The following is a 25,974-nucleotide window of genomic DNA, read 5'->3' as shown; positions in this document are numbered from 1 at the left end:
GCCCGCCCGTCCGGACACCGACGCGGACGGCAGCGTCACCCGGTCCGGTCCACCGGCGGGCCGGCCTGTGCCAGCGCCCTCCAGCTGCGGGCGTCGCCCCACACCGACGCCGGGTCCACGTACGGACGCAGCAGCGCGGTCAGCACCGGATCCCCTCGTTCGTGCAACTCGTCGGAGGCGATCCGGCGGGCGATCCCGGCGAGGAAATCCGCGAGCTGCACCCGCGGATCCTCCCGGGCGGCGACCAGCCGCACCCCCTCCAGGGCGATGCCCTCCCGCCGCGCCGTGCGCTCGATCCACGCGATCCGCTCCGGCGTCAGCATGTTCTGCCGGTCGTGCACCAGGCGGACGGGCCGTCCGTCCGCGCTCCAGTGCGCGGCCGTGGACACGATGGCCGGAAGCAGCGGGTTGAGCACCGGTATCCGGGTGGCCCGCAGACCGTACAACCCAGCCCGGTAGGCGTCGGCACGCGAGCGTCGTGCCGCCAGCCGGTCCAGCACCCCGGCCGCCTCCGTACCGGCGTGGGCACGGCGGAGCGCGTCGAGCGTGCCGAAGAACAGGGCGACGGGAGCGTCCGCCTCGTCGCCGCCGCGTACCCGCAGCAACCGGTTGGCGGCCTCGAGGAACTCCCGCCGGCCGTCCGTCCCCAGGTCCCGCCGTCCGGCCCGGAACAGCGTGACCGCGTCGGCCGGATCGTCCAGCAGCAGGGCGGTCACCCGGTCCACCACGAAGAACGCCTTCTCGGTGAGGTGCACATGGGCCCGTCCGTGGATCGGCCCGCCGGGTGCGAGCAACCACTCCAGCACCGCCCGGTGCTTCTCCCGCAGGAGATGGTTCGCCTTGTACTCCTCGGCCGGGGAGCGGATGCGGTCCCGGACCTCCCGCAGGGCACCGGCCGCGGCGGCCGGGGACAGGTGCACACCGGCGTGCGCGAACACCTCCGTGTTGCCGCCGGTGAGGTTCTCGCCGTCCGACCCCGACTCGTCGCACGCGATCTCCCGCACCCGCCCCGTGCCGACGGCCCGGGGCCCGGCCTCGTGATACCCGCTCACATCACGGCCCCCTATCTTGTGCCCATGACCAGGATCCCGCACGAGACGTCCGGTGAACCGAACCCCCTGGAGGTCCTCGGCCTGGAGACCCTGCGCCGCCGCACCAGCATCAAGTGGCGCGCCCAGCCCGAGGACGTGCTGCCCCTGTGGGTGGCCGAGATGGACGTGCCGCTCGCCGGACCCGTCCTGCGCACCCTCACCCGGGCCCTGGAACTGGGTGACACCGGGTACCCCGCCGGCACCGGCTACGCCGAGGCACTGGCGGCCTTCGCGGCCGAGCGCTGGGCCTGGGACGGGCCGGCCGTGGAGCGCACCGCGCTGGTGCCCGACGTCATGCGGGGCGTGGTCGAGACGCTGAGGCTGGTCACCGGACACGGCGACCCCGTGGTGGTGAACCCGCCGGTGTACCCGCCCTTCTTCGACTTCGTCCGGCACATGGACCGCCGGGTGGTCGGGGCACCGCTCGGCGCCGACGGGCGGATCGACCTCGATGTCCTGGAGGACGCCTTCCGCCGGGCCGGGGCGGACGGCGGCCGGGCGGCCTACCTGCTGTGCAGCCCGCACAACCCCACCGGCACCGTGCACACCGCCGAGGAGCTGACCGCCGTCGCCGCCCTCGCCGAGCGGTACGGCGTACGGGTCGTCGCCGACGAGATCCACGCGCCGCTGGTCCTCGGCGGCCCCGGCTTCGTGCCGTACCTCAGCGTGCCGGGTGGTGGGCGCGGGCTGTCGCTGATGTCGGCCTCGAAGGCGTGGAACCTGGCCGGTCTGAAGGCCGCGCTCGCCGTCGCCGGGCCCGAGGCCGCGGGGGACCTGGCCCGGATGCCCGAGGAAGTAGGTCACGGCGCGAGCCATCTCGGCATCCTCGCTCACACCGCCGCCCTGCGCGACGGCACCGCCTGGCTGGACGCCCTGCTCGCCGGTCTGGACGACAACCGCCGACTGCTCGCCGAGCTCCTGGCCGAGCACCTGCCGGCGATCCGCTACCGCCCGGGCGAGGGCACGTATCTGGCCTGGCTGGACTGCCGCGCCCTGGGCCTCGGCGACGATCCGGCCGAGTTCTTCCTGCGGCACGGCCGGGTGGCCCTCAACTCCGGCCTCCCCTTCGGCACGGGCGGCGCCGGCCGGGTCCGGCTGAACCTCGCCGCGTCGCGGGAGGTGATCACGGAGGCGGTGCGCAGGATGACGGCCGCCGTCGAGGCGACCGGCAGGGGGCGGGCCTAGCCAGGGTCCTTCGTGTCGATCAGGACGCAGGAGGCGACGGCGCCTTGTCACCACCGTGAGCGCGGTCGGGTCCGGGCGGCTGCATTGCGGAGGAGGGTGTCGACGACGGGCCCTAGACTGCCCGGTATGGACGACGCCTCGGTGGAGCGGCTCGGAGCGGGCAAGTACCTGCTGCTCACCAGTTTCCGCAAGAACGGCACGCCGGTCGCCACGCCGGTGTGGGTGGTCCGGGACGGGGACACGCTCGGCGTGTGGACCGTCGCCGACTCCTGGAAGGTGAAGCGGATCCGGGCCCGCGCCGACGTCCTGGTCGGCCCCTGTGACCTGCGCGGCAACCCGACCGGCGACCAGATGCCCGGCACCGCGGAGATCTGCGACGCGGCCACCACCGCCCGCTACCGCAGGCTGCTCGCCCGCAAGTACGGGCTGATCGGCCGGCTCTCCCTGCTGGGCAGCCGCCTGCGCCGGGGCGTGGACGGCACGGTGGGAATCCGCGTCACCCTCTGAGGACCAGTGGGCGGGGGCGGTCGGTCAGGTCAGGTCCATGCCCGGTAGGGCTCGTCGACCAGCTGGAAGACCGGCTCGCCCCGGACCGGGTCCTTGGCCGTCGACAGCCGGACCCGGTCGCCGCTGTGGATGCCGATCGGCGGGCCCATGACCCGTCCGCGCACCACGAAGCCCTCGGCCATCTCGATCAGGGACACGTTGCGGGCCGCCGGGGTGTTGCGGTGCACCACCGTGGAGTGGCGGACGGTGCCGACGCCCTCGCTGCGTTCCGTGCGCAGGTCGCTGCCCTGACAGACCGGGCACAGCAGCCGGTGGTACATGGCGGTGCCGCACCAGGTGCAGCGCTGGAAGATCATGGCCTCCGGGCCCGGGGACTGTGCTTCGAGCAGGCCCGTCGCGGAGCCGGCTGCCTGCTGAGCGACGCTTCCTGAGTGGTGGTACACGCTGGTCAACTCCCTGCACTCGGCCGGAATCCCGCGTGCACGGTCGCCCGGGCACGCGTGTGCGCGGTTGCCGTGCCACCGTGCACAGCGACAGAGTATGGCACTGAGTGCCACTCGTAAAGGCACTCCGTACCCTCAATCTGCGTGGGCGATCAGCCGCGGCCGAGGGTGGACTCGATCTCCTGGACCACCCGCCACAGCGGCGCCCCGCGCCGGGAGACGACCACCACCACGTCGTCCGGCCCCCCGTCGCCCGGCGGCACGGCCGCCGCGGCGCCGAAGGCGGCCTGCACGTGCCGCATCGCCCGGTCCACCGCGGCCTCCGCGTCGTCCTGTCCGTCCGAACGAAGCCAGGACCGCAGGGCGTTGTTGTGCGCGGCGACCACGGCCGCCGCGATCACGTCGGCGTGCAGGGTGCCGTCGCGGCGGCCGGCGAACCGCCCGCGCAGGAACTCCGCGAGGGCACGCTCGTAGCGCCACACCACCGACAGCTCGTACGCGCGCAGCCCCGGCACCTTCTTGGTGAGGCGGTAGCGCTGCACCGAGAACGTCGGGTTCTCGGCGTACATCCGCAGCACCAGCCGCGCCGCGTCGCAGACCCTGCGCACCGGCTCGTCCTCGTCGGCGCTCGCCGCGAGGAAGGCCTGCATGTCGGCCAGGCACCGCTCGTGGTCGGGGAAGACCACGTCCTCCTTGGAGGGGAAGTAGCGGAAGAACGACCGCCGTCCGACCCCGGCGAGCGCCACGATGTCGTCGACCGTGGTCTGCTCGTAGCCCCGCTCCAGGAACAGCCGGAAGGCCGCCCCGACCAGGGCGTCCCGCATGGGCGGCTTCTCGGCCTTGTCACCGCGGCCGGGAGCCGCACTGCTGGAGCTCATGAACGGGAACGTAGCACCACCAGGCGCCGATGTGGCACTCAGTGCACTCGCGGGCCGCTTTCGGGTCCCCGGGACGGAACCGGGTGCTGCGGGACGAACGGCGGCGCGGTCGTTCCTATGATCGACGTACCGCCGTTCCCGAGGAGTCCGCATGCCGCCCGCCCGTCCCCGCCTCCTGTACGTCACCGACCTGGCCTACCCGGCCCGCGGGCGCCGCTACTGCGACGAGGACATCTTCCTCACCTCCCGGCTGCGCGAGAGCTTCGACCTGGCGCTGTGCCATCCGCGGGACGCCGCCTCGCTGATGGACGGCTTCGACGCCGTGGTCGTCCGCAACAGTGGGCCCGTGCTGGCGTACCAGGACGCCCACGACGCCTTCCGTGAGCGCGCCGTGGCGAGCCGAACCCCGGTCTACAACCCGCTCACCGGCCGGGGTGACATGGCCGGCAAGCAGTACCTGCTCGACCTGAGCGCGGCCGGCCACCCGGTCATCCCCACCGTCGACCGGCCCGAGGACCTGCACCGGCTGCCCGGGGCGCGGCGGTACGTGGTCAAGCCCCGGCTGGGCGCCGACTCCATCGGCCTGCGCGTGGTGTCCCCGGCCGAGGTGCGCGGCCTCGTGGACGGCACCGTGCTGGTCCAGCCGCACATCGACTTCGCCTACGAGGTCTCCTTCTACTTCGTCGACCACGACTTCCAGTACGCCCTGTACGCCCCGCGTCCCGAGGCGCGCTGGCAGCTGGAGCCGTACGAACCCACCGCGGACGACCTGGAGTTCGCGCGGCGCTTCATCGACTGGAACACCCTCGGCCACGGCATCCAGCGCGTCGACGCCTGCCGCGCCCCGGGCGGCGAACTGCTGCTGGTCGAGCTGGAGGACCTCAACCCCTACCTGTCCCTGGACGCCCTGGACGACGCGGGCCGGGAGAGGTTCGTGGCCGCCATGACGGCATCACTGCGCCGCTTCCTGGCCGCCGGCGGCACCGGCGAGGGCGGCCCGGCGGCGGGCTGAGCGCGGCGCGGCGGGGCTGAGCGCGGCGCGGCGGGGGCTGAGCGCGGCCCGGCGCCGTCTCACGCCCCCGGCGCCCTCGGCACGCTGATGTCGAGGACACAGACGTCGTCGCGGCGCCCGTCCTCCAGCATCGCGTCCAGCAACGCCCCCAGGCGCCCGGACTCGTCGTCCGGACCGGCGGCCACGGCCCGCGCGAGACGGGCCAGGCCCTCGTCGATGTTCTCCGGGGGCCGCTCCACCAGGCCGTCCGTGTAGAGCAGGACCCGGTCGCCCGGTTCGAGGCGGCACTCCGCCTCCTCGAAGCAGGCGGTGGGCGTCGCGCCGAGGACCATGCCGGCGGGACGGGGCAGATACGTCACCGCGCCGTCGCGCATCAGCAGCGGCGGGGTGTGTCCCGCCTGCGCCCAGACGAGGCGCCGCTCCTCGGGCCGGTAGCGCGCCAGGATCATGGTCGCCGTGCGGTGGCCCTCCCCGGCGTGCAGCAGCAGTGCGTTGAGCCGGGCCAGCGCCCCGGTGAGCGAGGAACCGGTGATGACCATGCCCTTGGCGGTGAACCGCAGCTGGGCCATGGTGGCGACCGCGTCGACGCCGTGCCCGGCCACGTCGCCGACGACGAGCAGGGCGTCACCGTCGGGCAGTTCGATGGCGCTGAACCAGTCGCCGCCGACGTGGATGCCCGACTGGGCGGGCAGATAGGCGACCTCGACCCGCAGCCCGGCCGGACCGACCGCCCGCCGGGGCAGCGGCAGCAGCGCGTGCTGCAACCGGGCCACCAGCGTCCGCTCGGCCTGGAGCACGTCGTGCTGGGTGAGGATCGCCCGCTCGCGTTCGACGAGCGCGAGCTCCGCCTGCCGCCGCGCGGTCAGGTCCTGCACGAAGCCGTGCACCTCGACCGGCGTGCCGTGCATGTCGGGCACCGCCTCGGCCACGAGACGCAGGTGCCGTACCCCGGCCGAGGTCCGGATCCGGAGCGGCAGGTCGAACGGCCGGCCCTCGCTCAGCAGGTCCCTGACCGCGCGGCTCAGCGTGGGCCGGTCGTCCGGCAGCGCGAGCGAGGGCAGGTCGTGCAGCCGGACGGCGCCGCGCGCGGGGTCCCGGTCGACGATCGTGAAGACCTGGGAGGACCAGGACGCCTCGCGCGTGGACAGGTTCCAGTTCGCCCAGCCGAGGTTGCCCAGCCGCTGGAGATCGGCGAGTCGCTGCTCCTGCCGGTCGGAGGAGGCGTGCCGGATCCAGGTGACGACCAGGGTGTCCTCCAGCCGGGCCACGCGCACGGAGTACGTGGACAGCTCGGCGACGCCGTCGACCACCTCCTGGTGCGCGAACGGCTGACCCTCGTACGGCTCACCGCTCGCCAGGGTCTCCACACAGCCCTGCCACAGCGGATCGTCCGGTGCCTCCGGCAGGCACTCCCGCAGCCTCCGTCCGGCCGGATCGCCGCCGGCGCAGCCCAGGACGTCGGCCGCCTGGGGGGTGGCGGCCACGACGCGGAAGTCGTCCGCCTCGTCCGAGGGGCCGCGCACCGGGGTGAGCAGCATCGCCGCGACCGGAAGTGCCGAGAACAGCGCCTGTACGGCGTCCGCGGGAGCGTCGGCGTTCCGTTCCGGCGCGGTGGTGAACGCGCGCAGCCGCCCGGCGCACAGGCGGGCCACACCGCGCAGATGGGCGCGGTCGCGCGGGGTGAACGCTCCGGCGGCGCCGCGCAGCACGCCGATGCAGGCCTCGGCCGCCGCGCCGGTGGGCACGGGCAGCCAGGCGCGCGACCGCCACTGTTCCGGTGGGTCGCCGATCAGCAGGTACCGCTCGGTGTCCCCGGTGAAGTCCTCCAGCCAGCGCGGTTCACCGGTCCGCAGGGCGTCCACCACCGCCAGCGCGCCGAACGGCGGCACCGTGCGCCACTGGGCGGCGAGACCGTCGGTGATGCCGGCGTGCCCGACGAGATCGAGCCCTCCGGCGGGGCGGCGGGTGTAGATCATGACCGAGTCCGCGCCCAGGTCCCTTCCGAGGTGGTCCAGCAGGCAGCGGGCGACGTCCTGCGGGGTGTCGGTGTGGAGCAGGGCCCGGCCGAAACGGCTCAGGGCCTCGGCGACGTCGTCCGGCGGGGAGGGTTCGACGAGGACGTCGGCCTCCGGCACCGCGCACGGCTCGTCGGGGCCCGGGGCAGCGGTGTGCTCCGGGGGTTCCCCGGTGCCGGCCCGGGCGGGAGCCAGGCCACCCAGGGTGATCCAGCACTCCTCCAGCAGCGTTCGGCGTGCCGCCTTCGCCCGCTGCAGCAGCGTCTCGCCCGCGGCGTCCGCGGAACAGCCGGTCAGGGCCATCACGGCGCCCTTCGCCCGCTCCACCACGGCCGAGGTCGCCGCCTGCTCGCGCAGTCGGTCCATCTCGGCACGCTGCCGGGCCACGACCCTGGCCAGTTCGGCCAGGTCCGGCACGGCTCCGGATTCCGCCGGAACGGCGGGCTTGCTCATCACGCGTTGAGCATCGCACAGGAAGCCGTGTTCGATGACCGGCTTGTTCGTGCGGGATCACGTCGGCGGACGCGCCGTCCGGAGCCACGGATCCGTGCCTCGCCCGCGGTGCGGGACGGGGCGGACCCCGGGGTCATCGGCCGGCGTCCACCAGGGCCCGGGTGACCGCCCGCACGCTGCGCGCGATGTGCTGCAACTGCATGACCTCGGCCGCGTACAGCTTGATGGTGTGCTCGATCACGCCCTCGTGCAGGCCGAGCCGGGGCAGGTCGGCCCGGGCGGTCTGGAGGGCGGTGCGCGCCACCCGGATCTCGTGCTCGACCTGGATCTGTGCGTGCCGGGCGAGCAGGACCGGATTCCGGAGGAACGCGGGGTAGCTCGCGTAGCGGGCGGGCACCAGTTCGCGCAGCCACTTGGCCGCCGAGCGCTCCCAGTCGTAGCTGCCCGGGGTCTTGACCTGGCAGGGCCAGTCTGCACTGAGGCGCGTGGAGGTCAGGGTCATGATCATCGCTTCCGGGTGGGCGGCGTCGTGGGGGTGGACGACGATGTGGGGCGGCCCCGGCCTAGGGGATGACCGGGGCCGCCTCGGGTGACCGGGCAGGGGATGCCCGGCCGAACACCCCGGCCGCCGGAGCGGGTAGGAGCCGGCGGCGCCGGGTGTTCGCGCAGGTGCCCGGTCGGGATCGGTGCCATCCGCGGCGAGTGGTGCGTGCTGCGCATGGCGTGGACCGTCGAGCCTTCCGGGCGGAGCGGGTGGGGACGAAGAGGTGGAAAGCGACCGGAGCGGTCGGCCGCGATCCGTGAGCAGTATTTATATATGCCGTCCGGTTTGCAAGACGTATGAAAACATTCATGCTCGCTTTGGATGATCCCCTCCGTGCGGCCGAGCACCCGGGGGCGCGGAGGCCGCGACCGTGAGAGGCCCCGGGCGGGTTCAGTCCCGGAGGAAGAACTGGTGCTGGTCGGCGACCTGCTCGTACTCCTCGAGCCGCGCCTGCGTCCGCTCCGGGTCGGCGTCCGTCATGGCCTGGAGCAGTGCCGCGCACATCACCCCGGGGGCGGCGTAGGAGTCGAAGACCAGCCGCGATCCGGTGCCGGTGGCGAAGACGGCGTCGGCCTCGGCCGCGATGGGCCCCAGCGCCAGATCGGTGACCAGCGCGATCTTCAGTCCGGCGCGCTTGGCCACCCGCACCGCCGTCAGCGTCTCCTGGGCGTGCCGCGGCATGGAGAAGGCCAGTACCCACGTGCCGCCCGCCTCCCGCGACTGGAGCAGCGCGTCGTAGGCGACGCTGCCGCCGAGCGTCACCAGCCGCACGTCCGGGTGGATGCGCCGGGCGGCGTAGGCGAAGTACTCGGCCAGGGAGACGGAGATGCGCAGGCCGACCACGGTCAGAGGGGCGGACGCCGACAGCTTGCGGCCGATGTCGATGACCCGGTCGGCGTCGGTGAAGTCGCGCCGCAGGTTCTCCAGGTTCTCGATCTCGGCGTCGACCGCGGCCTGGAGCTCGTTGCCCCGGTTCTCCTCGGGCGGACCGCCCGCCAGCGTCCCGAGGGCGATCGACTGGAGCTTCTCCCGCAGCGCCGGATAACCGCTGAAGCCCACCGCGGAGGCGAACCGGGTCACCGACGGCTGGCTCACCCCGACCCGCTCCGCGAGATCGGTGATCGACAGGAACGCGGCCTCGGTGATGTGCTCGATCAGGTACTGGGCGATGCGCCGCTGTCCGGGGGAGAGCCGGGGGCGGTCGAAGAGCGTGCGGAGCTGGGAGGTCGGGGACACCTCCGTGTCCGGACCGGCCCTTCCCGAGGTGATCGCGGATGCCTGTGCGCGTGCCTGCTGCGGCGATGGCACCGGTGCCCCTCCTTCGTCTCCCACGAAGGTTCAACATAGCTCACCGAGCGTGGTGACCAGGCTCCTCGCCGGGGGCGCGCGGGACACGGAGGGATAGCCGGGCACGGGACGGGAACCCGCCGCTCCGGACGATCCCACGCACCCGATCGACACGAGGAGTCATGGTCATGACTGTCCCCGAGGAGAACCGGCCGAAGACCGAGACCACCGACGAGGTGCTGGAGCAGCAGCAGGAACGTGGGGACGCCGCGCGGGGCGCCACCGGCCGCACCCTGCGCGAGGCACTCGAGGAGGCCGAGGTACGGCCCGACGACTTCGGGGAGCGGTAGGCATCCCGACCGCACCGTCCCGACACCGACCCGACCACACAACGGCAGGTGAAAGCCACATGAGCGCCCTGAGCGCGCTGGAGGAGTCCCTGGAGAGCCGCTGGGAGGCGCTGTGGGCGCGGATGCTCGGCCGGGAACCGGTCGAGATCCTCGACGCCCTGCGCCGCGAGTGCGACAGCCACACCGTGGTGTGCGGCGCGGGCCGGGTGATGGTCCCCAACGCCTACGAGGTGGAGCTCGCCGACCCGGTGCACGAGGAACTGACGCGCCGCGGCGGCCGCGTGGGGCAGACCCTCACCGACAGCCTGGCCCGGCACGCCGAGCGCAAGGGCTACGAGTGGGCGGGCCCGCTCGCCGTGCACGTCCGCAGGTCGAGCGAGGTCCCCAACGGCCGCTACCGGGTGACGAGCACCGTGATGCCCCACGTCAGCGCCGAGGGCTTCCAGCAGGCGGCCCGATAGGCCCGCACGGCCCCGACCGCGCAGACCGCATGCGGGTCACGCGGGCCGCCGTGCGTCCCTCCGAGGCGGGCGCGCCTCACCGGCGGTAGATGGTGATCGAGTGGCCGACGTCCTCCACCGGGCGGCTGCCGGCGAGCAGACCGGCCAGGGCGCCCGTCGCCTTGGCCGCCGCCGAGTCCGACACCACGAGCACCCCGCGCACCTCGTCGGGCGGCACCCGACGTGGATCGCGGGCCTCGATGCCGTAGTGGGAGGGGACCCCGCTGCCCTTGTACACCAGCCAGATCCGCTCGCCCCGGTACCGCTCGCGCAGCCGCTCGGCGAGCCTGCCCAGGTCCTGGCCCCAGTCGACGTTGGAGTCGTGCAGATGCAGCCGGGTCTTGGCGGACCCGCCGAACGCCTCATTGGAGTACGGCAGGTAGTACGGGTACGCGCGCACCGAACTCACGGCGACGAACGCCACCAGAGCCCCCGCCACGACCGGCGCCCACCGCCACCGCGCGGCCAGGACGCATCCGGCCGCCACCGCCAGGAACATCGGCAGGAACAGGACGTACCGGGTGCCGAAGTCCCGGGAGCCGAGCATGGCCGCCGCCAGCAGGACCGCCGGTGCCGCGAACAGGAAGGGCGCCGCCGGCCGCAGCCGCCGCACCGCGAGCACCGTGCAGGCACCGGCCGCCCACAGGGCGAGCGCGCCGAGCGGCGTCTTCACCAGCAGGGCGGCCGGCAGGTAGTACCAGAGCGAGCCGGTGTACAGCCGGCCGAACAGGAAGCCCTGCCACGGGTGGTTCTCGAAGCGGAACTGCACGCGCATGCCGTCGCGGTACGGCTCCGGGAAGGGCAGCAGCTCCACCAGCAGCCCCCGCAGCCCGTGGGCCACCGGCACGTGCTGCTGCGGCGCCCAGCGCAGCCGCGGATCCACCACGAGGTACACCGCCCACACGACGGCGACCGCGAACAGCGCCACCGCGCCGGCGCCCGCGAGCGCCCGAGCCGCCCGGCGCCGCGCACCGCCCGCCGACGCGCCCCACACGCACCCGGCGGCGAGCACCAGCAGTACCGGCACCGCGGGCAGCATGCTCATCTTCGTCGCCACAGCCGCGCCCAACGCGGCGCCCGCGAGCGGCAGATGGAGTCGCGGCCGCCGTCGCGCCCGCCACAGCAGCCATACCGACGTCAGCACGAACCCGGCGGCCGGCACATCCAGCGTCGCCAGCGAGCCGTGGGCGATCACGTCGGGGGAGAGGCAGTACAGCGCGAGCGCGGCCAGGGCGCCCGCGACTCCGGCCAGTTCACGCGCGAACGCGAAGACCACGAGTCCGAACAGCAGCGTCAGCGCGATCACGGGGAGGCGGGCCCAGAACATCAGCCGCCACGGGTCGTTGCCCCACTCGTACAGCAGGCGTCGCCCCAACTCCCCCTGGTCACCTTGGAAACCCGGAACCACGTGCGGATCGGCGACCGCCACCCCGGCCGCGACGACCAGCTTCCCGAGCGGCGGGTGCTCGGGGTTGAAGCGCAGACTGCGCTCCTGCAGATGGACGGCGGCCGAGCCCACGTACACGGGCTCGTCGATCGTCGGCGTCTGCCGCAGGGCGGCCGTCACCATGGCGAAGGCCATCTGTCCGAGCAGCAGCACGACCAGGAGCGCGACCAGTCCGCGCCGGGCCCGCGGGCCCCAGCGGCCCGTGTCCGTCACCTCCGGTGCGGGGCGCGCCGCTGCCGTCCCGTCGGCCGGGGGCGCGGCCGCCGTCCGACGGGGCCGCACGTCCCCCGGCTCGCCCACCGGCGCCCCCCGCGAGGACGTCATGTCCTCGCGGGGTGGACCACCGGCGGGGCCTGAGCGGCGAGTTCCTCGAGCGCTCCGCCGCTGAGCCGGCACACCGTCCACTCCTCCAGCAGCTCCGCGCCGAGCGACTTGTAGAACCCGATCGCCGGCTCGTTCCAGTTCAGCACGACCCACTCGAAGCGCTCGAAGCCGCTCTCCCGGCAGATGCCGGCCAGCGCGGCGAGCAGCGCCCGGCCGTGACCGGCGGCCCGGTGCCCCGGGCGCACGAAGAGGTCCTCCAGGTGCATGCCCCGGGCGCCGGTCCAGGTCGAGAAGCGCGGGAACCACAGGGCGAATCCCGCGACCTCGCCGGTTCCGTCGTCCTCGGCGATCAGGACCGAGGCGGCCGGGTGCGCGCCGAACAGCGCGGCACGCACCTGCTCCTCGGTGGCCCTGGCCTGCTCGACGGCCTTCTCGTACGCGGCGAGTTCACGGATCATCGCCCGGATCTCGGCGATGTCGTCCACGGTTGCTGTTCTGATCACACCACAGAGCCTGACGCATCGACCGGAACGGGGCCACCCGATTCCCTGTTCAGGGTCCGGTCCCCGCACCCGCCCATGCCGCCTCGGGCACCACCAGGTCGGCCCGGCCGCGCGTGGTGGCGACGAGGCCGGCGTTGCGCTGGTCCGTGCCCAGGACCCAGGCCAGGGCCTCCTCGTGATCCTTGCCGAACTCCTCGTGACGGGCGACCAGACGGCGGATCCGCTCCTCCTCGTCCACCTCGCAGAACCACACCTCGTCGAGCTCGTGCCGCACCCGCGCCCAGGCGCCGGTGCCGAGCAGCAGGTAGTTCCCCTCGGTCACCACCAGCCGGGCTGTCGGCGGCACCGGAATCGAGCCCGCGACCGGCTGCTCCAGCACCCGCTCGAAGCCGGGCGCGTACACCACCTCCCCGTACGCCTCCTCACGCAGGCGCCGCAGCAGCGCCGCGTACCCGGCCGCGTCGAAGGTGTCCGGGGCGCCCTTGCGGTCCCGGCGGCCCAGCCGCTCCAGTTCCGCGTCGGCGAGGTGGAAGCCGTCCATCGGCACGTGCGCCACCCACGGTTCACCGGGGCCGTTCAGCGCCCGCACCAGATGCCCGGCCAGCGTCGACTTGCCCGCGCCGGGCGCCCCCGCGATGCCCAGGATCGCGCGCCGGCCGTCTCGCGTCAGCGCTTGGGCGCGGCCGAGGAGATCGTCGAATGTCGGTGCCACGTCCCGAAGTGTGTCATCCGCGGCGCACCGGCGGGTCCGCGGATGTGGTCCGCGCCACTCACTGTTCCCCGTCGGACGGGGGGAAGTCGCCGCCGACGGGGGAACGGTGCCTGTATGACGGATCTCGGTCTGCCCGACAGCATTCAGGCCTGCCTCTTCGACCTCGACGGCGTCGTCACCAGGACGGCCGTCGTCCACGCGGCCGCCTGGAAGGACACGTTCGACGCCTTCCTGCGCGCACGCGAGGGCGAAGGGTTCCGGCCCTTCGACGACGCCGACTACGACGAGTACGTGGACGGCCGCCCGCGCGCCGACGGCGTGCGCACCTTCCTCGCCTCCCGCGGCATCGAGCTGCCCGAGGGCGTCCCTGACGACCCGCCCGACGCCCCGACCGTGCACGGTATCGGCAACCGCAAGAACGACCTGCTCCTCGAGAAGATCCGCACCGAGGGCGTCCAGGCCTACGACGGGACGCTGCGCTACATCGAGGCGGCCCGCCGGCTCGGACTGCGCACCGCGATCGTCTCCTCCAGCGCGAACTGCCTCGACGTGCTGCGCTCCATCGGCGCCGAGCACCTCTTCGACGTGCGGATCGACGGTGTCGTCGCCGCCGAGCGCGGACTGCCCGGCAAGCCCAGCCCGGACACCTTCCTCGCGGCCGCCCGCGAGCTCGGCGTCGAACCGTCCCGGGCCGCCGTGTTCGAGGACGCGCTCGCCGGCATGGACGCGGGCCGCGCGGGCCGCTTCGGCTACGTCGTCGGCGTGGACCGCGTCGGCCAGACCGACGCCCTGTACGCACACGGCGCCGACCGGGTCGTGAAGGACCTCGCCGAACTCGGGGGTGGGAAGTGATCACGCAGCGGGCGTACAGCGTCGAACCGTGGACGGTGCGCGAGAAGAGCCTCGACCTCGACCTGCTGGCCCAGAGCGAGTCCGTGTTCGCTCTGGCCAACGGCCACGTCGGCTGGCGGGGCAACCTCGACGAGGGCGAGCCCCACGGCCTGCCCGGCTCGTACCTCAACGGCGTCCACGAACTCCACCCGCTGCCCTACGCCGAGGCCGGCTACGGCTATCCGGAGTCGGGCCAGACCGTCATCAACGTCACCAACGGCAAGGTGTTCAGGCTGCTGGTCGACGACGAGCCGTTCGACCTGCGCCACGGGCGGCTGGTGAGCCACGAGCGCGCCCTCGACCTGCGCCGGGGGGTGCTGGAGCGGGTCTGCGAGTGGACCTCCCCGGCCGGGTCCACCGTCCGGGTGCGCTCCACCCGCCTGGTCTCCCTGAGCCAACGCACCATCGCCGCCGTCGCCTACGAGGTGGAGCCCGTCGACCGCCGCACCCGGCTGGTGGTGCAGTCCGAACTCGTGGCCAACGAGAGCCTGCCCGGCCCCGACGGCGACCCGCGGGCCGCCCGGGTGCTCAAGTCGCCGCTGGAACCGGAGGAGGACTTCGCCAGGGGCCACCGGCTGCGCCTGGTGCACCGCACCCGGCGCAGCGGACTGCGGGTCGCCGTGGCTGCGGACCACATGGTCGAGGGGCCCGAGGGGACCAGGACCGACTGCGAGAGCAATGAGGACGTGGCCCGGCTGACCGTCACCGCCGTCCTGGAACCGGGGCAGCGGGTGCGGGTGGAGAAGCTCGTCGCCCACGGCTGGTCCGGCACCCGCTCCCGGCCCGCAATGAGCGACCAGGTCGAGGCGGCGCTGGCGGCTGCCTCGCACAGCGGCTGGCAGGGCCTGCTGGAGGAACAGCGCGCCGCACTCGACGAGTTCTGGGCGGGGGCCGACGTCGAGGTGGACGGCGACGAGGAGATCCAGCAGGCCGTCCGCTTCGCCCTCTTCCACGTGCTCCAGGCGGGGGCCCGCGCCGAACAGCGCGCCCTACCCGCCAAGGGCCTGACCGGCTCCGGTTACGACGGCCACGCCTTCTGGGACACCGAGGTCTTCGTCCTCCCGTTGCTCATCTGCACCGCGCCCCGCGCTGCCGCCGACGCACTGCGCTGGCGCCGGAGCACCCTGCCCGTCGCCCGGGAGCGCGCCGCCCAACTGGGGCTGCGCGGCGCTGCGTTCCCCTGGCGCACCATCGAGGGCTCGGAGGGCTCGGCCTACTGGCCGGCCGGCACCGCCGCCTTCCACGTCAACGCCGGCATCGCCGACGCCGTGGTGCGCTACGTCCGGGCCACCGGCGACGAACGCTTCGAGCGCGACACCGGCGTGGAGCTGCTGGTAGAGACGGCCCGGCTGTGGCGCTCCCTCGGCCACCACGACGACCGGGGCGTCTTCCACATCGACGGCGTCACCGGGCCCGACGAGTACAGCGCCGTCGCCGACGACAACACGTACACCAACCTGATGGCGCGGGCGAACCTGCTGGCCGCCGCCGATGCCTGCAAACGCCATCCGGACCGGGCGGCCGAGCTCGGCGTGGACGAGGAGGAGAGCGCCGGCTGGCGCGACGCCGCCGATGCCGTGCACGTGCCCTACAACGACGTGCTCGGCGTCCACGAGCAGCACGCGGGCTTCACCCGGTACCAGCGCTGGGACTTCGCCGCCACCGGCCCCGACCAGTACCCGCTGATGCTGCACTTCCCCTACTTCGACCTGTACCGCAAGCAGGTCGTCAAGCAGGCGGACCTGGTGCTGGCGATGCACACCTGCGCCGACTTCTTCGAGGAGTTCTTCGACGAGGAGCAGATCGCGCGCAACTTCGCCTACTACGAGCCGCTGACCGTACGCGACTCGTCCCTCTCGGCGTGCACCCAGGCCGTCCTCGCCGCACGCGCCGGCCACCTCGAGCTGGCCCACGCCTACGCGGCCGAGGCCGCCCTCATGGATCTCGCGGACCTGGAGCACAACACGCGCGACGGACTGCACATCGCCTCTCTCGCCGGCACCTGGACGGCGCTGGTCGCCGGGTTCGGCGGCATGCGCTGGGACGACGGCAGCCTCCGCTTCACCCCGCGGCTGCCGTCGAGGCTGCGGCGGCTTGCCTTCACGCTGCGCTTCCGCGACCGGTGCCTGCGGGTGGAGATCGAAGCCGACCGGGCCGCCTACACCCTGCGCTCCGGCCCGCCGCTGACCGTCCGTCACCACGGCGGAGAGCTGACCCTGCGCCAGGGTGTCCCCGTCGTGCGGACCGTCCCCGTGCCGAAGCAGCGTCCGGCTCCCGAACAGCCCCCGCACCGCGGGCCGCGCATGCGCTGATCCGGCCACATGCCGGACAGGCGCCCGTCCGGCATGTGGCCGAATCATTCCCTGCACGCCCGTCCCCAGTCACATAGTTTGTCCGTGTTTTGTTCTTGCTCTTATCTGATCATCATCAAGCGGACGAACGCGGACAGGGGATGCGGGATGGGCGAAAGCACCGGTGCCATCCTGGTAGGGATGCGGCGACGCGAACAGACATCCGGACCGGGTCCGGCCCTCCGGGCCCGGAGCACGGCAGCGCTCGCGGCGGTCGCCGCCGCCTTCACTCTCGCGCAGCTCCTCCTCGTCCGTCCCGTGCTCGGCCTCGGCTGGGACGAGATCGTCTACGTCAGCCAGGTGACCTCGCACCACCCGGCCGCCTTCTTCAGCGCCCCGCGCTCGCGCGGCGTGTCCCTGCTCGTGGCCCCCGTGGCCTCCTGGTCCTCGTCCACCGCGCTGCTGCGCGTCTACCTCGCGGTGCTCTCCGGGCTCGCCCTCTACCTGGCCCTGCGGTGCTGGCGGGGACTGTTCCCCACCCGGGTCCTGGCCACCGCCGGCGCCTTCTTCGCCACCCTGTGGGTGACGCTCTTCTACGGTCCCCAGGCCATGCCCAACTACTGGGTGGCCGTCGGCGCCCTGGCGGCCACCGGCTCCTTCCTGCGCCACCGCGCGGACCGCTCGGCCCGTGGCGCGCTGTGGGGCGTCGCGGCGGGCGGCGCCCTGATGGCGTGGATGCGGCCCGGCGACGCCGTCTATGTGGCCCTCCCGCTGCTCGTCGTGATGCTGTGGGGCCGGTACTGGCGTCCACTGCTCGCGTGCGTCGCGGGTCTCGCCACGGGGGCGGTCGCCTGGGTGACCGAGGCGTACGTCGCCCACGGGGGCCTGGCGGAGCGGCTGGCCGAGGCCTCCCGCATCCAGGGCGGGCTCAGCTGGCAGATCGCCGTCGACGACCAGCTGCGCAGCCTCGGCGGACGTGCCCTGTGCCGGCCCTGCACCGGGGAGATGCCCCATCCGGTGGTCCTGGCCTGGTGGTTCGCGCTGCCCCTGGTCGCCGCCCTGGGGCTCTTCCTCGCGGTGCGCGCCCGGCGCGTGATGCCCACCCTGCTTCCCCTCGCCTGCGCGGCGAGCGCCGCCGTCCCGTACCTGTTCATGATCGGCTACGCGGCCCCCCGGTTCCTCCAGCCCGCCTACGCGCTGCTGTCGGTCCCGGTCGCCACCGCGTTGTGGCACCTGGTGCGGACCCCGTCCGGGAGGTGGCGCCCGGTGGTCGCCCCGCTGGTCGCGCTCTGCCTGCTGGGCCACCTGGCCGTGCAGACGGCCGTGCTGGTGCACACCGTGGACCGCAACACGGACAGCCGCCGCGACTGGGCCCGCACCGCCGGGGAACTGCACCGGCTCGGTGTGCGCCCGCCCTGCCTGATCGTCGGGCCGGAGGCCATCCCGATCGGGTACTACACCGGCTGCTCCTCGGGTGCGACGAGCGGTCACAACGAGAACACCACGCTGGGGGAGGTGCTGCGGAGCGCGGACCGGATTCCGGTCGCCACCGTCACCGCACCCGGCGGCACCCCGCCCGCCTACACCCGTTCCTGGCCCGAGCGGCGGATCGGCGACTTCCTGTTCCGCATCGCCCCGGCACCCGGCGGGGACGGCTCCGGATGACGGCCTCGCCCGCCGCCCGTTTCCCGCGCGCCCGCCTCAACTATGACTGGGTTGTCGGCCCGGGGGGCCGCGCCGGGGGCGACGAGGGGGACGACCTGGCGGTTGCGACCACGAGGGCCGGCTGGGCGGGGAGTTCTTCACTCCGGGAACCTCGTCCTTCACGGAGTTCCTGGCGGCCCACCGCCCCCAGCTGCTGTCCCCTCCCGCCCCGCCCGGCGCGGTCCGCGCCCCCGAGGTCCCGCGCGGCACCACGATCCTGGCGGTCACCCACGCCGACGGCGTCCTCGTCGCCGGTGACCGCAGGGCCACCATGGGCCATCTGATCGCACAGCGCGACCTGGAGAAGGTGCTGCCCGCCGACGACCACACCGCGGTCGCCCGCGCCGGGTCCGTCGGCATCGCCCTGGACACGATGAAGCTCTACCAGGTCGAGCCGGCGCACTTCGAGAAGATCGAGGGCACCCCGATGAGCCTGGACGCGAAGGCGAACCGGCTGGCCGGCCTGATCCGGCATAACCTCGCCATGGCCATGCAGGGCCTCGCGGTCGTCCCGTTCCTGGCCGGCTACGATCCCGCCGCGCCCGAGGGCCGGCGCGGTCGCATCTTCCCCTTCGACGCCGCCGGCGGCCGGTACGAGAAGCCCGGCTTCCACACCGAGGGCTCCGGCTCCCCTCCCCGTACGCCCGCGGCGCGGTGAAGAAGCTCCACCGGCCCGGCCCGGCCCGGCCCGGCCCGTCGCGACGCGGCCCTGACCGCCCTCGAGGCCCTGTACGACGCGGCCGACGACGACTCCGCCACCGGAGGCCCGGACGTCGCCCGCCGCATCTTCCCGGTGGTCGCGACGATCACCGAGGACGGGTTCGACCGGCTGACCGAGGCCGAGACGGCGGAGCTGAGCCACGAGATGCTCGAACGACGGCTGACCAGGCCGGACGGCCCGAACGCCCCCAAGCGACGCCGCACCGTCCGTCCCACCGGGTTAGAGGTCGCGTAACGGGAAACGCGGATCCCTACACGTGAGACGAACGCAGCGCGACAGGGAGGACGCCATGGGCAGCGAACCGATGGCCGACGACGCCTATCAGCCGACCGGGAGCAACGAGGAGCAGGAGGACGCCGCGCCGCTCGACCTCCAGGACGCCGTCGACGAACGCACCTATGACGACACCCTCGACGAGGGCTACTCCCCGCCGGAGAAGCCGCTCGGCGTCACCCGGCACGGGACCACGGCCGCCGAGCAGCGCGAGGGGGAGACCCTCGACGACCGGCTGGCCCAGGAGGTCCCCGACGCGTCCGCGCCCGTCGGGGACGAGGTGGGCGACCTGCCCGGCGGCGAGGGCGAACCGGTCGACCCCGAGGCGGGCGGCGACCGCGCCGGACGCCTGGTCGCCCCGGACGAGGGCGTCCGCACCGACACCACGAAGGAGGCCGTGGCTGCCGACGTCGGCATCGACGCCGGGGCCGCGGGCGCGGAGGAGGCCGCCGTGCACGTGGTGCAGGACGAGGCGCTGCCGGAGTACCCGGAGGACACGGAGAGCGCGAACCCGCATTACCCGCAGTATCCGGAGGACATGCCGTATCCGGAGGACACGTCGGGCAACGGGGACAGGCGCCCCGCCTGACCCGGCCGTCCGGGGCGCGTTCGCCCTCGGGACGGCACGCCGCCGCCGGCCCGGTGCGGGTGCGCACCGGGCCGGCGGCCGTCTCCTGCCCGGGTGCCCGGGACAGCGCACCTAGGGGAGCAGCTTGTCCAGGGCGGCTGGCCCTTCCTGCTCCAGCTTGCGCCTGGCCCATTCGAGGTTCTGCGGCGTGATGTCCTTGCCCGAGGCAAGGACCACGTCCTCCGGCGACACCTCGGTGCCCGTGCGAGCGTGGAGGAGGTGGTCCGGAGTGGTGCGGTTGTCGGGCTGCTTGGACGCGTCGGGCTGGGACGTCGACATCTTCTGACTCCTCGGGTCCGGATCGCTGTTGCGGCCCCGGTGCTGTCATCGGGTCCGATATCACCATTCAACGCTCGGGCCCGCCGTGCATCCGGAGTGTGCGGGGACCCGCGGTGGAGGGCCGCTCCTGGATGCCGGGGTACCTTCCCGGGCCCCGCGGAAACCTGCCCACCCCAGAGGGGCCTAGAACGGCGTCAGGGTCAGCCGCAGGCTCGTGGGGGCGGTGTTCTGGATGTAGGAGGTGAGGTCGGCCACGTCGAAGGCGAAGCCGTACGCCCTGCCGTCCTCGGTGGCCGCGTGCATGGCCTTGGAGTAGTGGTTCGTGAGCTCGGTCCGGTAGAACGACGCGGGCTCGGTCGTCGGCTGGTCGGGGTGGCTGAGCAGCGTGGAGCGGTTGAAGCCCGCCCAGGCACTGCGGCGACCGGGCCGGTCGTGCCGTCGTTGGGGGCGGCGAGGGCACCGTCGCAGAACAGCACGTCCCGGGTCGACGGCTTGCCGAAGGAGACCTGTGCGGGTCCGTCGAAGGCCGCCGCGTTCGCCGCCGTCCGGCAGGTGGAGCGCCCGGTCAGGGCTTCGCTCGGGCCAGGAGGTCTTCCGCGGAGGAGAGGATCTCGGTGATGCGGAGGGCGAACGCCGCGTCGCACGGGTGCGGGCTGCCGGTCCGGGCGGCCGTCAGCAGGGCGTCGGCGGCCCGGGCGAGGGCGGGAACCGCTCCTTGCGCGGCCTCGGGCAGGAGCGTGACACCGGACTCGCCGCGCAGCTCCACCGTGGCCCCGGACGCGGACGGTGGCGCGGTCAGACTGAGGGTGAGCGTGCTCGACGCGCCGGTGACGTGGTCGAGGACGAGGTGGACGGTGTCCCCGGGGCCGTACGCCGCCGCCAACACCCGGCGGGCGTCGCCGAGCACTGGCAGCAGCACGGACAGGGCGTGTGGGCCGACGTCCCACAGAGCCCCCTTCTCCCGGCGCCAGGGTGAGGCCGCGAAGGGGTTGCCGTCCACGCTGAACACCGCGCCCAGCCACTGCGCCCGCCCGGTGAACCAGCCGCCCAGGCCCGCCTGTTCGGCGATCCACGCCGCGGGTTCGGGCTGGAAGCGGGTGGTCAGGAAGACCACGGAGGCGACCCCGGCCGACCGTGCCGCCTCGACGACCGCCCGCCCCTGGGCGACCGTCGGCGCGAGCGGCTTGTCCAGCAGCAGATGGCATCCGGCCCGGGCCGCGCGCACCGCCAGCTCCGCCTGCACGCCCGGCGGCAGGGCCACGGCGACGGCGTCCACGTCGGCGAGCAGCGCGTCGAGGTCCTCGTATGCCCGTGTGCCGTGCGCGTCCGCCAGTTCCGCGGCGGCCTGCGGGCGCCGCCCCCACACGCCGCTGAAGTCGAGGTTTTCGTGCCCGCTCAGCGCGGGGGCATGTGCCACCTGTGCCCAGGGGCCGGTGCCGAGCAGTCCGATCCGCATGCCGTCGCCTTCCGCGGTGCCGCCTCCCGCCACCGCGCGGGGGTTTCCGCGGGTGGCCCGGGCCGGAGCCTGCCACACCGGCCCGGGAGCCGGGCATCCCCTTGCGGGGCGTGGCTCAGCCCTGGCTCTGGCTGATGTTCACCATCCACGGGATGCCGAAGCGGTCCGTGCACATGCCGAAGACGTCCCCCCACATCTGCTTCTCCAGCGGCACGGACACCGAGCCGCCGCCGGACAGCTTCTCCCAGTAGCCGCGCAGCTCGCTCTCGTCCTCGCCGCTGATGCTCACCGCGAAGTTGTTGCCCGGATTGTGCTCCATGCCCGGTGGGGTGTCGGCGCCCATGAGGGTGAAGCCTCCGGCGGTCTCCAGCATGGCGTGCATGATCTTGTCGGCGTGCTCGGCGTCCGGCTGCCCGAAGTCGCCGAAGGTGTTCAGGCGCAGTTCGCCGCCGAAGACCTCCTTGTAGAACTCCATCGCCCGCCGGGCGTCGCCGTCGAAGCTCAGGTACGGGTTGAGGCGCGAGGCCATGAAAACCTCCTGAATTGCCGCAAAGGGTCGATTCCGCGCAGCGTAGCGCGGGCCACTGACAACCGCCCCCTGCGGTTCAGGGGAGGGCCCTGCACACCGTGGGGCCGGGCGCCGGGCCGCGATTCGGTGTTCCGCCTGCCCCAGGAGTCGATCGTCTTCGACGGCACGATCCGGGAGAAGCCTGGACACGCTCGTGGGGGAGCGCGGCGCACGGGCTGTCCACCGTGCGCGGCACGCACCGGATGGTGGTGATGGGGGAGGGGCGCATCCAGGAGACCGGCGGCCAAGAGGAGCTGCGCCGGGGCGGGGCGTATGCGGCGCTGTACGGCGGCCTGGTCGCCTGACGACGGGCGGCCCCGACAGGACGCACGACGTACTGCTGACAGGTCAGTAAGCGAACATTTTTTCGCCAACCCCCATCGATCGAGCAGACGGGTGATTGCTTCGGCGCAGTCCGGGCATACGCAGCGTAAACCGAGAGAGGGGCGTTTCGTGCTGGTACCGGACCCGAAGGTCGTCAGAGAGCTGCTGACGCGGTACGCGACGCTGCAGATCGCTCAGGCGGAGAGGTACTCGCCGGCGGCGGCGCGCGAACTGGACGACGTCAGCTACACGCTGTGCGTGATGATGGGCACATCCGGCGTCGACGACGCCATGGCGCGGGCGGACGCCCTGCTCGCCAAGGGGCGGCCCGAGGCCGGCCGGACGGCAGACCCGGAGGGGGAGAGCGACCTGTCCCTGGCCGTCTGAGCTGCCCGTACCCGGGGCGCGGACCCGGCGGGCACGCGGCCGGCGGTCAGCCGCCGGCCGCGGCGACCGGCCGCCTGCGGTGGAACGCCGAACGGTACGCGTGCGGCGTCGTGCCGACCACCTTGCGGAACCGTTCGCGGAACGCCGTGGGCGAGCCGAACCCCGACTGCTGGGCGATCCGTTCCACGGTGTGGTCGCTGTTCTCCAGCAGGTACTGCGCACGCCGCACCCGGGCCCGCAGCAACCACTGCAACGGCGTGGTCCCCGTCTGCTCCCGGAAGCGCCGGCTGAAGGTGCGCTCGCTCATCCCGACGCGCTCGGCCATCGCCGCGAGGGTGATCTCGCGCGCCAGGTTGTCCCCGATCCACTCCAGCAGCGGTTCGAGAGCGGACCCCCGCGGCACGGGCGGATGCTCGTGCACGATGAACTGCGCCTGGCCGCCCTCCCGTTCCAGCGGCATCACCGACATCCGCGCGGCGTCGGCGGCCACGGCCGAGCCCAGGTCGCGGCGGATCATGTGCAGACACATGTCCAGCGCGGCGGCCGCGCCGGCCGAGGTGAGGATCTGGCCGTTGTCCACGTAGAGCACGTCCGGCTGCACTCGGACGCGGGGGAAGGCGCGGGCCAGCCGCCCGGCGGCCACCCAGTGCGTGGTGGCGCGCAACCCGTCCAGCAGCCCGGCCTCCGCCAGGACGAAGGCACCCACGCACACCGAGGCGATGCGCGTGCCCTGCCCGGCCGCCCGGCGCAGTGCGTCGAGCACGGACGGGGAGGGGGGCGGCGCTCCCTCGGCGCGGCCCGGGACGATGATCGTGTCGGCGTCCGCCAGCGCCTCCAGTCCGCGTTCCACGCGCAGCGACAGACCCCCGTCGGCGGTCACCTCCGGCCGCTGCGCGCACAGCCGGATCCGGTAGGGACGCCGACCGTCGGGCAGCCGCGTCCAGTCGAAGACCTGCAGGGGTGCCGCCATGTCGAACGGGATGACGCCGTCGAGAACAAGAATCGCCACCGAGTGCATGACGGTCACCCTAGGCGGGTTCTCGCCAGGCGCATGACCGGGGGAGTGTGCCGGAGCACGGGCCGTTGGCAGGTGAGCGGCGTTGGCGGGAATCCGTGGGAAGCTGTCGTTTCAGCCCATGGGGGCATGGTCCGGCGGACCCCTAACGTGGGCCCGGCACCGCCGATCGCACCATGGAAAGGGTCCCGGTGACCAAGCTCCTGCTGTCCCTCCACGTCCTGGCCGCCATCGTCGCCGTCGGTCCCGTGACCGTCGCGGCCAGCATGTTCCCGCCGGCGGTACGCAGGGCGGCGCCCGCCACCGCCCCTGCCGCGGCCTCCGCGCCCGCACCGGTGACCGCCCCGGCGGGCCCCGCCGACTCCGCCGAGGGTCGCGTGGCGGCGGCCGGTGACGGGCCCCCGGCCACAGCCGTGAACACCGTCGCCCTGCTGCACCGCATCTGCCGGGTCTACGCCCGTATCGGGATCGCGGTGCCCGTCCTCGGGCTCGCCACCGCACTCGCCATGGGCGTCCTCGGCGACGGATGGCTCATCACCTCCATCGCGCTGACCGCCGCGGCCGCCGGGGTCCTGGCCGCCCTCGTGCTGCCCCGCCAGGACGAGCTCCTGGAGCAACTGGCCGACGATCGGGCCGTCGACCACCGGGCCACTGTCCAGCTGGGCATGTTCACCGGGGTGTTCAACCTGCTCTGGGCGGTCGTCACCGTCCTGATGATCGTCCGGCCGGGCTCCACGACCGGGGCCTGACCGCGTCCCCCTCCGGGCGAACCCGCACACGCCGCTGCCCAGAGTGTCCGGTCTGCGTCAAGTCGTACAGGGGAATTGCCGCCGACCGATGCCCGGGCGCCTACACTCGGCAGTCGCGCCCCCGAGGAGGGGGGCCGACGAGCAGAAAGGCGCGTTGACGGGTGTTCCAGGATTCCCCCATCTACGACCGACTCATCGCGGAGTGCGGCGACGTGCCCGCGCAGGTCCGCCGCGAGGCCGAACGCGTCAACAGGGAACTGGAGTTGGTCATGCGGCCCCTGCAGTCCCCCGGCTACACGCCGGGTCTCGACCGCTCGCAGTCGCCGGGCAACGGCTGGCAGCGCACCGCTCTGCTGCCCGGCCCGCGGACGCACTGACCCGCCGACGCGCACTCCGGCGCGCCGGCGGGTGCCTCCCACACCACAGCGGCCCCCCGCCGCCGCCCGGCGATCAGCGCACCGTCGTACCCGCCCCGTTGACCCGGCACGGCTCCTCGGGGACGGGCCGCGCCAGCCATTCGGCGATGGTGCGCGCGATGGGCTGTCCCGTCTCCACCTCCACGAACCCGAACTGGCCCGACTGGTTGCACTCCAGGAACCACCACGTCCCGTCGGCGTCCTCCACGAAGTCGAAGGCCCCGTACGCCAGCCGCGCCTCGCCCAGATAGCCGCGGACGGACTCTGCGGTGCGCGTAGGCACGTCGACCGGCTCCCAGGGTGCCCCCGGGGCGGCGAAGCGCACGTCCACGTCGTCCGGATCTGCGTCCGGCTCCGTCGGCTTGCGCGCGGCCAGCAACTGGTCACCCACCGCGGTGAGCCGGATGTCGGCCCGCTTGGCGATCCGCCGCTGCAGCAGGGTCGGGCCGTACGCGACGGCGGAGAAGTCGGCGTCGGGCGGGACCCGGCTGGTCGGCACCGCTCTCGGCGGGTCCTGTGGGTGCGCCCCTGAGACGGGCTTGACCACCAGGTCCGGGAAACGCTCGGCGAACTCCCGCGCGGCGCGCGGGAACGTGGTGATCAGCGTGGCCGGAACGGGCAGACCGCAGCGCTGGGCCTGACGCAACTGCCACGGCTTGTGGCGGGCCCGGCGTGCCGCGTCCGGATGGTTCATCCAGCGCGCGTCACAACCGCGCAGCATGCCGTAGAGGGCCTGGGACGCCTCCTCGGTCAGCCAGGCGGACGGCTGGGCCGCCCGAGCGGCCGGCGCGCCCGGTCTGCGCACCCACACGGAGCGCAGCCCGCCGATGCTCACGAGTCGTCCCCCGGCGGACAGGTGGCCGCGGAAGCGGCCGTGGACGTATTCGCCCGACAGCGAGACCCCGCCGGTCAGATCGGCCGGATCCAGGCGCACCACCGGCACCCCGGAGCCGTTGAGATGCACGACCACCATGTCGGCGGTCACGTCCTCCTCACATGTGAGGATCAACACGGTCATCGT

The 25,974-nt window shown here is 73.6% G+C and carries 26 protein-coding genes and 2 pseudogenes; 13 read left to right on the top strand and 15 right to left on the bottom strand.

Annotated elements, in window-relative coordinates; all coding sequences use genetic code 11:
- Positions 1 to 35: 35 nt before the first annotated feature.
- Positions 36 to 1,052 (bottom strand): DUF3800 domain-containing protein, encoded by a 1,017-nt coding sequence (locus ACFYOV_RS23985; protein ID WP_389090472.1) that lies wholly within the window; start codon positions 1,050 to 1,052, stop codon positions 36 to 38.
- A 24-nt stretch (positions 1,053 to 1,076) separates the two neighbouring features.
- Between ACFYOV_RS23985 and ACFYOV_RS23980 the strand changes: the two genes are divergently transcribed.
- Entirely contained in the window at positions 1,077 to 2,276 is a 1,200-nt protein-coding gene (locus ACFYOV_RS23980) for a MalY/PatB family protein (RefSeq protein ID WP_389090471.1), read from the top strand.
- A gap of 126 nt (positions 2,277 to 2,402) precedes the next feature.
- Positions 2,403 to 2,783, top strand: a complete 381-nt coding sequence (locus tag ACFYOV_RS23975; RefSeq protein WP_389090470.1) for a PPOX class F420-dependent oxidoreductase — start codon at positions 2,403 to 2,405, stop codon at positions 2,781 to 2,783.
- A 29-nt stretch (positions 2,784 to 2,812) separates the two neighbouring features.
- Here ACFYOV_RS23975 and ACFYOV_RS23970 read toward each other — a convergent pair whose 3' ends face one another.
- Both ACFYOV_RS23970 and ACFYOV_RS23965 read right to left on the bottom strand, forming a co-directional pair.
- Positions 2,813 to 3,226, bottom strand: coding sequence for a Zn-ribbon domain-containing OB-fold protein (locus ACFYOV_RS23970; protein ID WP_389090469.1), 414 nt, complete (start codon positions 3,224 to 3,226; stop codon positions 2,813 to 2,815).
- Between the two features lie 152 nt (positions 3,227 to 3,378).
- Positions 3,379 to 4,104: a TetR family transcriptional regulator gene (locus ACFYOV_RS23965; protein WP_389090467.1), complete on the bottom strand. Its 726-nt coding sequence runs from the start codon at positions 4,102 to 4,104 to the stop codon at positions 3,379 to 3,381.
- A gap of 151 nt (positions 4,105 to 4,255) precedes the next feature.
- On the opposite strand from ACFYOV_RS23965, the gene ACFYOV_RS23960 reads away from it, so the two are divergent.
- Positions 4,256 to 5,116 (top strand): hypothetical protein, encoded by an 861-nt coding sequence (locus ACFYOV_RS23960; RefSeq protein WP_389090466.1) that lies wholly within the window; start codon positions 4,256 to 4,258, stop codon positions 5,114 to 5,116.
- Between the two features lie 59 nt (positions 5,117 to 5,175).
- On the opposite strand, the gene ACFYOV_RS23955 is transcribed toward ACFYOV_RS23960, so the two are convergent.
- The 3 genes from ACFYOV_RS23955 to ACFYOV_RS23945 form a co-directional block, all read right to left on the bottom strand.
- Positions 5,176 to 7,584 carry a SpoIIE family protein phosphatase gene (locus ACFYOV_RS23955; RefSeq protein WP_389090838.1) on the bottom strand — a complete coding sequence of 803 codons (2,409 nt, stop codon included), beginning with the start codon at positions 7,582 to 7,584 and terminating at the stop codon, positions 5,176 to 5,178.
- 133 nt (positions 7,585 to 7,717) lie between these two features.
- A complete protein-coding gene (locus tag ACFYOV_RS23950; RefSeq protein ID WP_389090464.1) occupies positions 7,718 to 8,092 on the bottom strand; it encodes a hypothetical protein in 375 nt (124 codons plus the stop codon).
- A gap of 426 nt (positions 8,093 to 8,518) precedes the next feature.
- The gene (locus tag ACFYOV_RS23945) at positions 8,519 to 9,436 is read right to left on the bottom strand and encodes a MurR/RpiR family transcriptional regulator (protein WP_389090463.1); all 918 of its coding nucleotides are present in this window, start codon (positions 9,434 to 9,436) and stop codon (positions 8,519 to 8,521) included.
- Between the two features lie 167 nt (positions 9,437 to 9,603).
- Here ACFYOV_RS23945 and ACFYOV_RS23940 point away from each other — a divergent pair, with 167 nt between their 5' ends.
- Both ACFYOV_RS23940 and ACFYOV_RS23935 read left to right on the top strand, forming a co-directional pair.
- Positions 9,604 to 9,765, top strand: a complete 162-nt coding sequence (locus tag ACFYOV_RS23940; protein WP_389090462.1) for a hypothetical protein — start codon at positions 9,604 to 9,606, stop codon at positions 9,763 to 9,765.
- A 59-nt stretch (positions 9,766 to 9,824) separates the two neighbouring features.
- Positions 9,825 to 10,226, top strand: coding sequence for a DUF3662 domain-containing protein (locus ACFYOV_RS23935; RefSeq protein ID WP_389090461.1), 402 nt, complete (start codon positions 9,825 to 9,827; stop codon positions 10,224 to 10,226).
- Between the two features lie 76 nt (positions 10,227 to 10,302).
- On the opposite strand, the gene ACFYOV_RS23930 is transcribed toward ACFYOV_RS23935, so the two are convergent.
- Genes ACFYOV_RS23930 through ACFYOV_RS23920 form a run of 3 tightly spaced genes read right to left on the bottom strand, consistent with a single transcriptional unit; the run spans position 10,303 to position 13,251 of the window.
- On the bottom strand, positions 10,303 to 12,036 hold the full coding sequence (locus tag ACFYOV_RS23930; RefSeq protein ID WP_389090459.1) for a phospholipid carrier-dependent glycosyltransferase: 1,734 nt from the start codon (positions 12,034 to 12,036) through the stop codon (positions 10,303 to 10,305).
- Positions 12,033 to 12,539: a GNAT family N-acetyltransferase gene (locus tag ACFYOV_RS23925; RefSeq protein ID WP_389090458.1), complete on the bottom strand. Its 507-nt coding sequence runs from the start codon at positions 12,537 to 12,539 to the stop codon at positions 12,033 to 12,035. Before ACFYOV_RS23925 ends, ACFYOV_RS23930 begins: the two co-directional genes overlap by 4 nt.
- A gap of 49 nt (positions 12,540 to 12,588) precedes the next feature.
- The gene (locus tag ACFYOV_RS23920) at positions 12,589 to 13,251 is read right to left on the bottom strand and encodes a nucleoside/nucleotide kinase family protein (RefSeq protein ID WP_389090456.1); all 663 of its coding nucleotides are present in this window, start codon (positions 13,249 to 13,251) and stop codon (positions 12,589 to 12,591) included.
- 114 nt (positions 13,252 to 13,365) lie between these two features.
- Between ACFYOV_RS23920 and ACFYOV_RS23915 the strand changes: the two genes are divergently transcribed.
- From ACFYOV_RS23915 to ACFYOV_RS23895, 5 genes and pseudogenes are all read left to right on the top strand, one after another.
- Positions 13,366 to 14,103, top strand: coding sequence for an HAD family hydrolase (locus tag ACFYOV_RS23915; protein ID WP_389090455.1), 738 nt, complete (start codon positions 13,366 to 13,368; stop codon positions 14,101 to 14,103).
- Positions 14,100 to 16,454 carry a glycoside hydrolase family 65 protein gene (locus ACFYOV_RS23910; protein ID WP_389090453.1) on the top strand — a complete coding sequence of 785 codons (2,355 nt, stop codon included), beginning with the start codon at positions 14,100 to 14,102 and terminating at the stop codon, positions 16,452 to 16,454. The genes ACFYOV_RS23915 and ACFYOV_RS23910 overlap by 4 nt, the downstream gene beginning before the upstream one ends.
- Positions 16,455 to 16,601: 147 nt before the next feature.
- Positions 16,602 to 18,098: a hypothetical protein gene (locus tag ACFYOV_RS23905; RefSeq protein ID WP_389090452.1), complete on the top strand. Its 1,497-nt coding sequence runs from the start codon at positions 16,602 to 16,604 to the stop codon at positions 18,096 to 18,098.
- Positions 18,099 to 18,219: 121 nt separating this feature from the next.
- Positions 18,220 to 19,092 (top strand): annotated as a pseudogene (gene prcB, locus ACFYOV_RS23900) (proteasome subunit beta).
- A 55-nt stretch (positions 19,093 to 19,147) separates the two neighbouring features.
- Entirely contained in the window at positions 19,148 to 19,720 is a 573-nt protein-coding gene (locus ACFYOV_RS23895) for a DUF5709 domain-containing protein (RefSeq protein WP_389090451.1), read from the top strand.
- Positions 19,721 to 19,831: 111 nt separating this feature from the next.
- On the opposite strand, the gene ACFYOV_RS23890 is transcribed toward ACFYOV_RS23895, so the two are convergent.
- From ACFYOV_RS23890 to ACFYOV_RS23875, 4 genes and pseudogenes are all read right to left on the bottom strand, one after another.
- The gene (locus ACFYOV_RS23890; RefSeq protein WP_389090449.1) at positions 19,832 to 20,038 is read right to left on the bottom strand and encodes a hypothetical protein; all 207 of its coding nucleotides are present in this window, start codon (positions 20,036 to 20,038) and stop codon (positions 19,832 to 19,834) included.
- A gap of 183 nt (positions 20,039 to 20,221) precedes the next feature.
- A pseudogene (locus ACFYOV_RS23885) lies at positions 20,222 to 20,565 on the bottom strand (beta-1,3-glucanase family protein); the annotation flags it as partial.
- A 38-nt stretch (positions 20,566 to 20,603) separates the two neighbouring features.
- Complete coding sequence (locus tag ACFYOV_RS23880) at positions 20,604 to 21,494, bottom strand: Gfo/Idh/MocA family protein (RefSeq protein ID WP_389090448.1); 891 nt, start codon at positions 21,492 to 21,494, stop codon at positions 20,604 to 20,606.
- A gap of 115 nt (positions 21,495 to 21,609) precedes the next feature.
- Positions 21,610 to 22,023, bottom strand: coding sequence for a VOC family protein (locus ACFYOV_RS23875; RefSeq protein ID WP_389090446.1), 414 nt, complete (start codon positions 22,021 to 22,023; stop codon positions 21,610 to 21,612).
- A gap of 492 nt (positions 22,024 to 22,515) precedes the next feature.
- Between ACFYOV_RS23875 and ACFYOV_RS23870 the strand changes: the two genes are divergently transcribed.
- Positions 22,516 to 22,773 carry a DUF5133 domain-containing protein gene (locus ACFYOV_RS23870; protein WP_389090444.1) on the top strand — a complete coding sequence of 86 codons (258 nt, stop codon included), beginning with the start codon at positions 22,516 to 22,518 and terminating at the stop codon, positions 22,771 to 22,773.
- 46 nt (positions 22,774 to 22,819) lie between these two features.
- Here ACFYOV_RS23870 and ACFYOV_RS23865 read toward each other — a convergent pair whose 3' ends face one another.
- Positions 22,820 to 23,791 carry a GlxA family transcriptional regulator gene (locus tag ACFYOV_RS23865; protein WP_389090443.1) on the bottom strand — a complete coding sequence of 324 codons (972 nt, stop codon included), beginning with the start codon at positions 23,789 to 23,791 and terminating at the stop codon, positions 22,820 to 22,822.
- A gap of 188 nt (positions 23,792 to 23,979) precedes the next feature.
- On the opposite strand from ACFYOV_RS23865, the gene ACFYOV_RS23860 reads away from it, so the two are divergent.
- Positions 23,980 to 24,537, top strand: coding sequence for a hypothetical protein (locus ACFYOV_RS23860; RefSeq protein ID WP_389090441.1), 558 nt, complete (start codon positions 23,980 to 23,982; stop codon positions 24,535 to 24,537).
- A gap of 161 nt (positions 24,538 to 24,698) precedes the next feature.
- A complete protein-coding gene (locus tag ACFYOV_RS23855; RefSeq protein ID WP_389090440.1) occupies positions 24,699 to 24,914 on the top strand; it encodes a hypothetical protein in 216 nt (71 codons plus the stop codon).
- Between the two features lie 73 nt (positions 24,915 to 24,987).
- Here the strand turns inward: ACFYOV_RS23855 and tgmB are convergent, their stop codons facing one another.
- Positions 24,988 to 25,971, bottom strand: a complete 984-nt coding sequence (gene tgmB, locus ACFYOV_RS23850) for an ATP-grasp ribosomal peptide maturase (RefSeq protein ID WP_389090438.1) — start codon at positions 25,969 to 25,971, stop codon at positions 24,988 to 24,990.
- Positions 25,972 to 25,974 lie beyond the last annotated feature (3 nt).

Origin of the sequence: Streptomyces sp. NPDC005931 (genome assembly GCF_042871235.1) — a bacterium.
In the GTDB taxonomy this organism is placed as follows: Bacteria; Actinomycetota; Actinomycetes; order Streptomycetales; family Streptomycetaceae; genus Streptomyces.
Note: the sequence above shows the minus strand (reverse complement) of the source record. Positions and strands in the feature narration are given on the sequence as shown.

Excerpts from the sequence above, each read along its gene's own strand:
- ACFYOV_RS23890 (WP_389090449.1), bottom strand. The coding sequence starts at position 20,038 with ATGTCGACGTCCCAGCCCGACGCGTCCAAGCAGCCCGACAACCGCACC.
- ACFYOV_RS23930 (WP_389090459.1), bottom strand. The coding sequence starts at position 12,036 with ATGACGTCCTCGCGGGGGGCGCCGGTGGGCGAGCCGGGGGACGTGCGG.
- ACFYOV_RS23875 (WP_389090446.1), bottom strand. The coding sequence starts at position 22,023 with ATGGCCTCGCGCCTCAACCCGTACCTGAGCTTCGACGGCGACGCCCGG.
- ACFYOV_RS23950 (WP_389090464.1), bottom strand. The coding sequence starts at position 8,092 with ATGATCATGACCCTGACCTCCACGCGCCTCAGTGCAGACTGGCCCTGC.
- ACFYOV_RS23955 (WP_389090838.1), bottom strand. The coding sequence starts at position 7,584 with ATGAGCAAGCCCGCCGTTCCGGCGGAATCCGGAGCCGTGCCGGACCTG.
- ACFYOV_RS23865 (WP_389090443.1), bottom strand. The coding sequence starts at position 23,791 with ATGCACTCGGTGGCGATTCTTGTTCTCGACGGCGTCATCCCGTTCGAC.
- tgmB (WP_389090438.1), bottom strand. The coding sequence starts at position 25,971 with ATGACCGTGTTGATCCTCACATGTGAGGAGGACGTGACCGCCGACATG.
- ACFYOV_RS23980 (WP_389090471.1), top strand. The coding sequence starts at position 1,077 with ATGACCAGGATCCCGCACGAGACGTCCGGTGAACCGAACCCCCTGGAG.
- ACFYOV_RS23975 (WP_389090470.1), top strand. The coding sequence starts at position 2,403 with ATGGACGACGCCTCGGTGGAGCGGCTCGGAGCGGGCAAGTACCTGCTG.
- ACFYOV_RS23960 (WP_389090466.1), top strand. The coding sequence starts at position 4,256 with ATGCCGCCCGCCCGTCCCCGCCTCCTGTACGTCACCGACCTGGCCTAC.
- ACFYOV_RS23895 (WP_389090451.1), top strand. The coding sequence starts at position 19,148 with ATGGGCAGCGAACCGATGGCCGACGACGCCTATCAGCCGACCGGGAGC.
- ACFYOV_RS23965 (WP_389090467.1), bottom strand. The coding sequence starts at position 4,104 with ATGAGCTCCAGCAGTGCGGCTCCCGGCCGCGGTGACAAGGCCGAGAAG.
- ACFYOV_RS23940 (WP_389090462.1), top strand. The coding sequence starts at position 9,604 with ATGACTGTCCCCGAGGAGAACCGGCCGAAGACCGAGACCACCGACGAG.
- ACFYOV_RS23915 (WP_389090455.1), top strand. The coding sequence starts at position 13,366 with ATGACGGATCTCGGTCTGCCCGACAGCATTCAGGCCTGCCTCTTCGAC.
- ACFYOV_RS23880 (WP_389090448.1), bottom strand. The coding sequence starts at position 21,494 with ATGCGGATCGGACTGCTCGGCACCGGCCCCTGGGCACAGGTGGCACAT.
- ACFYOV_RS23905 (WP_389090452.1), top strand. The coding sequence starts at position 16,602 with ATGGGCGAAAGCACCGGTGCCATCCTGGTAGGGATGCGGCGACGCGAA.
- ACFYOV_RS23935 (WP_389090461.1), top strand. The coding sequence starts at position 9,825 with ATGAGCGCCCTGAGCGCGCTGGAGGAGTCCCTGGAGAGCCGCTGGGAG.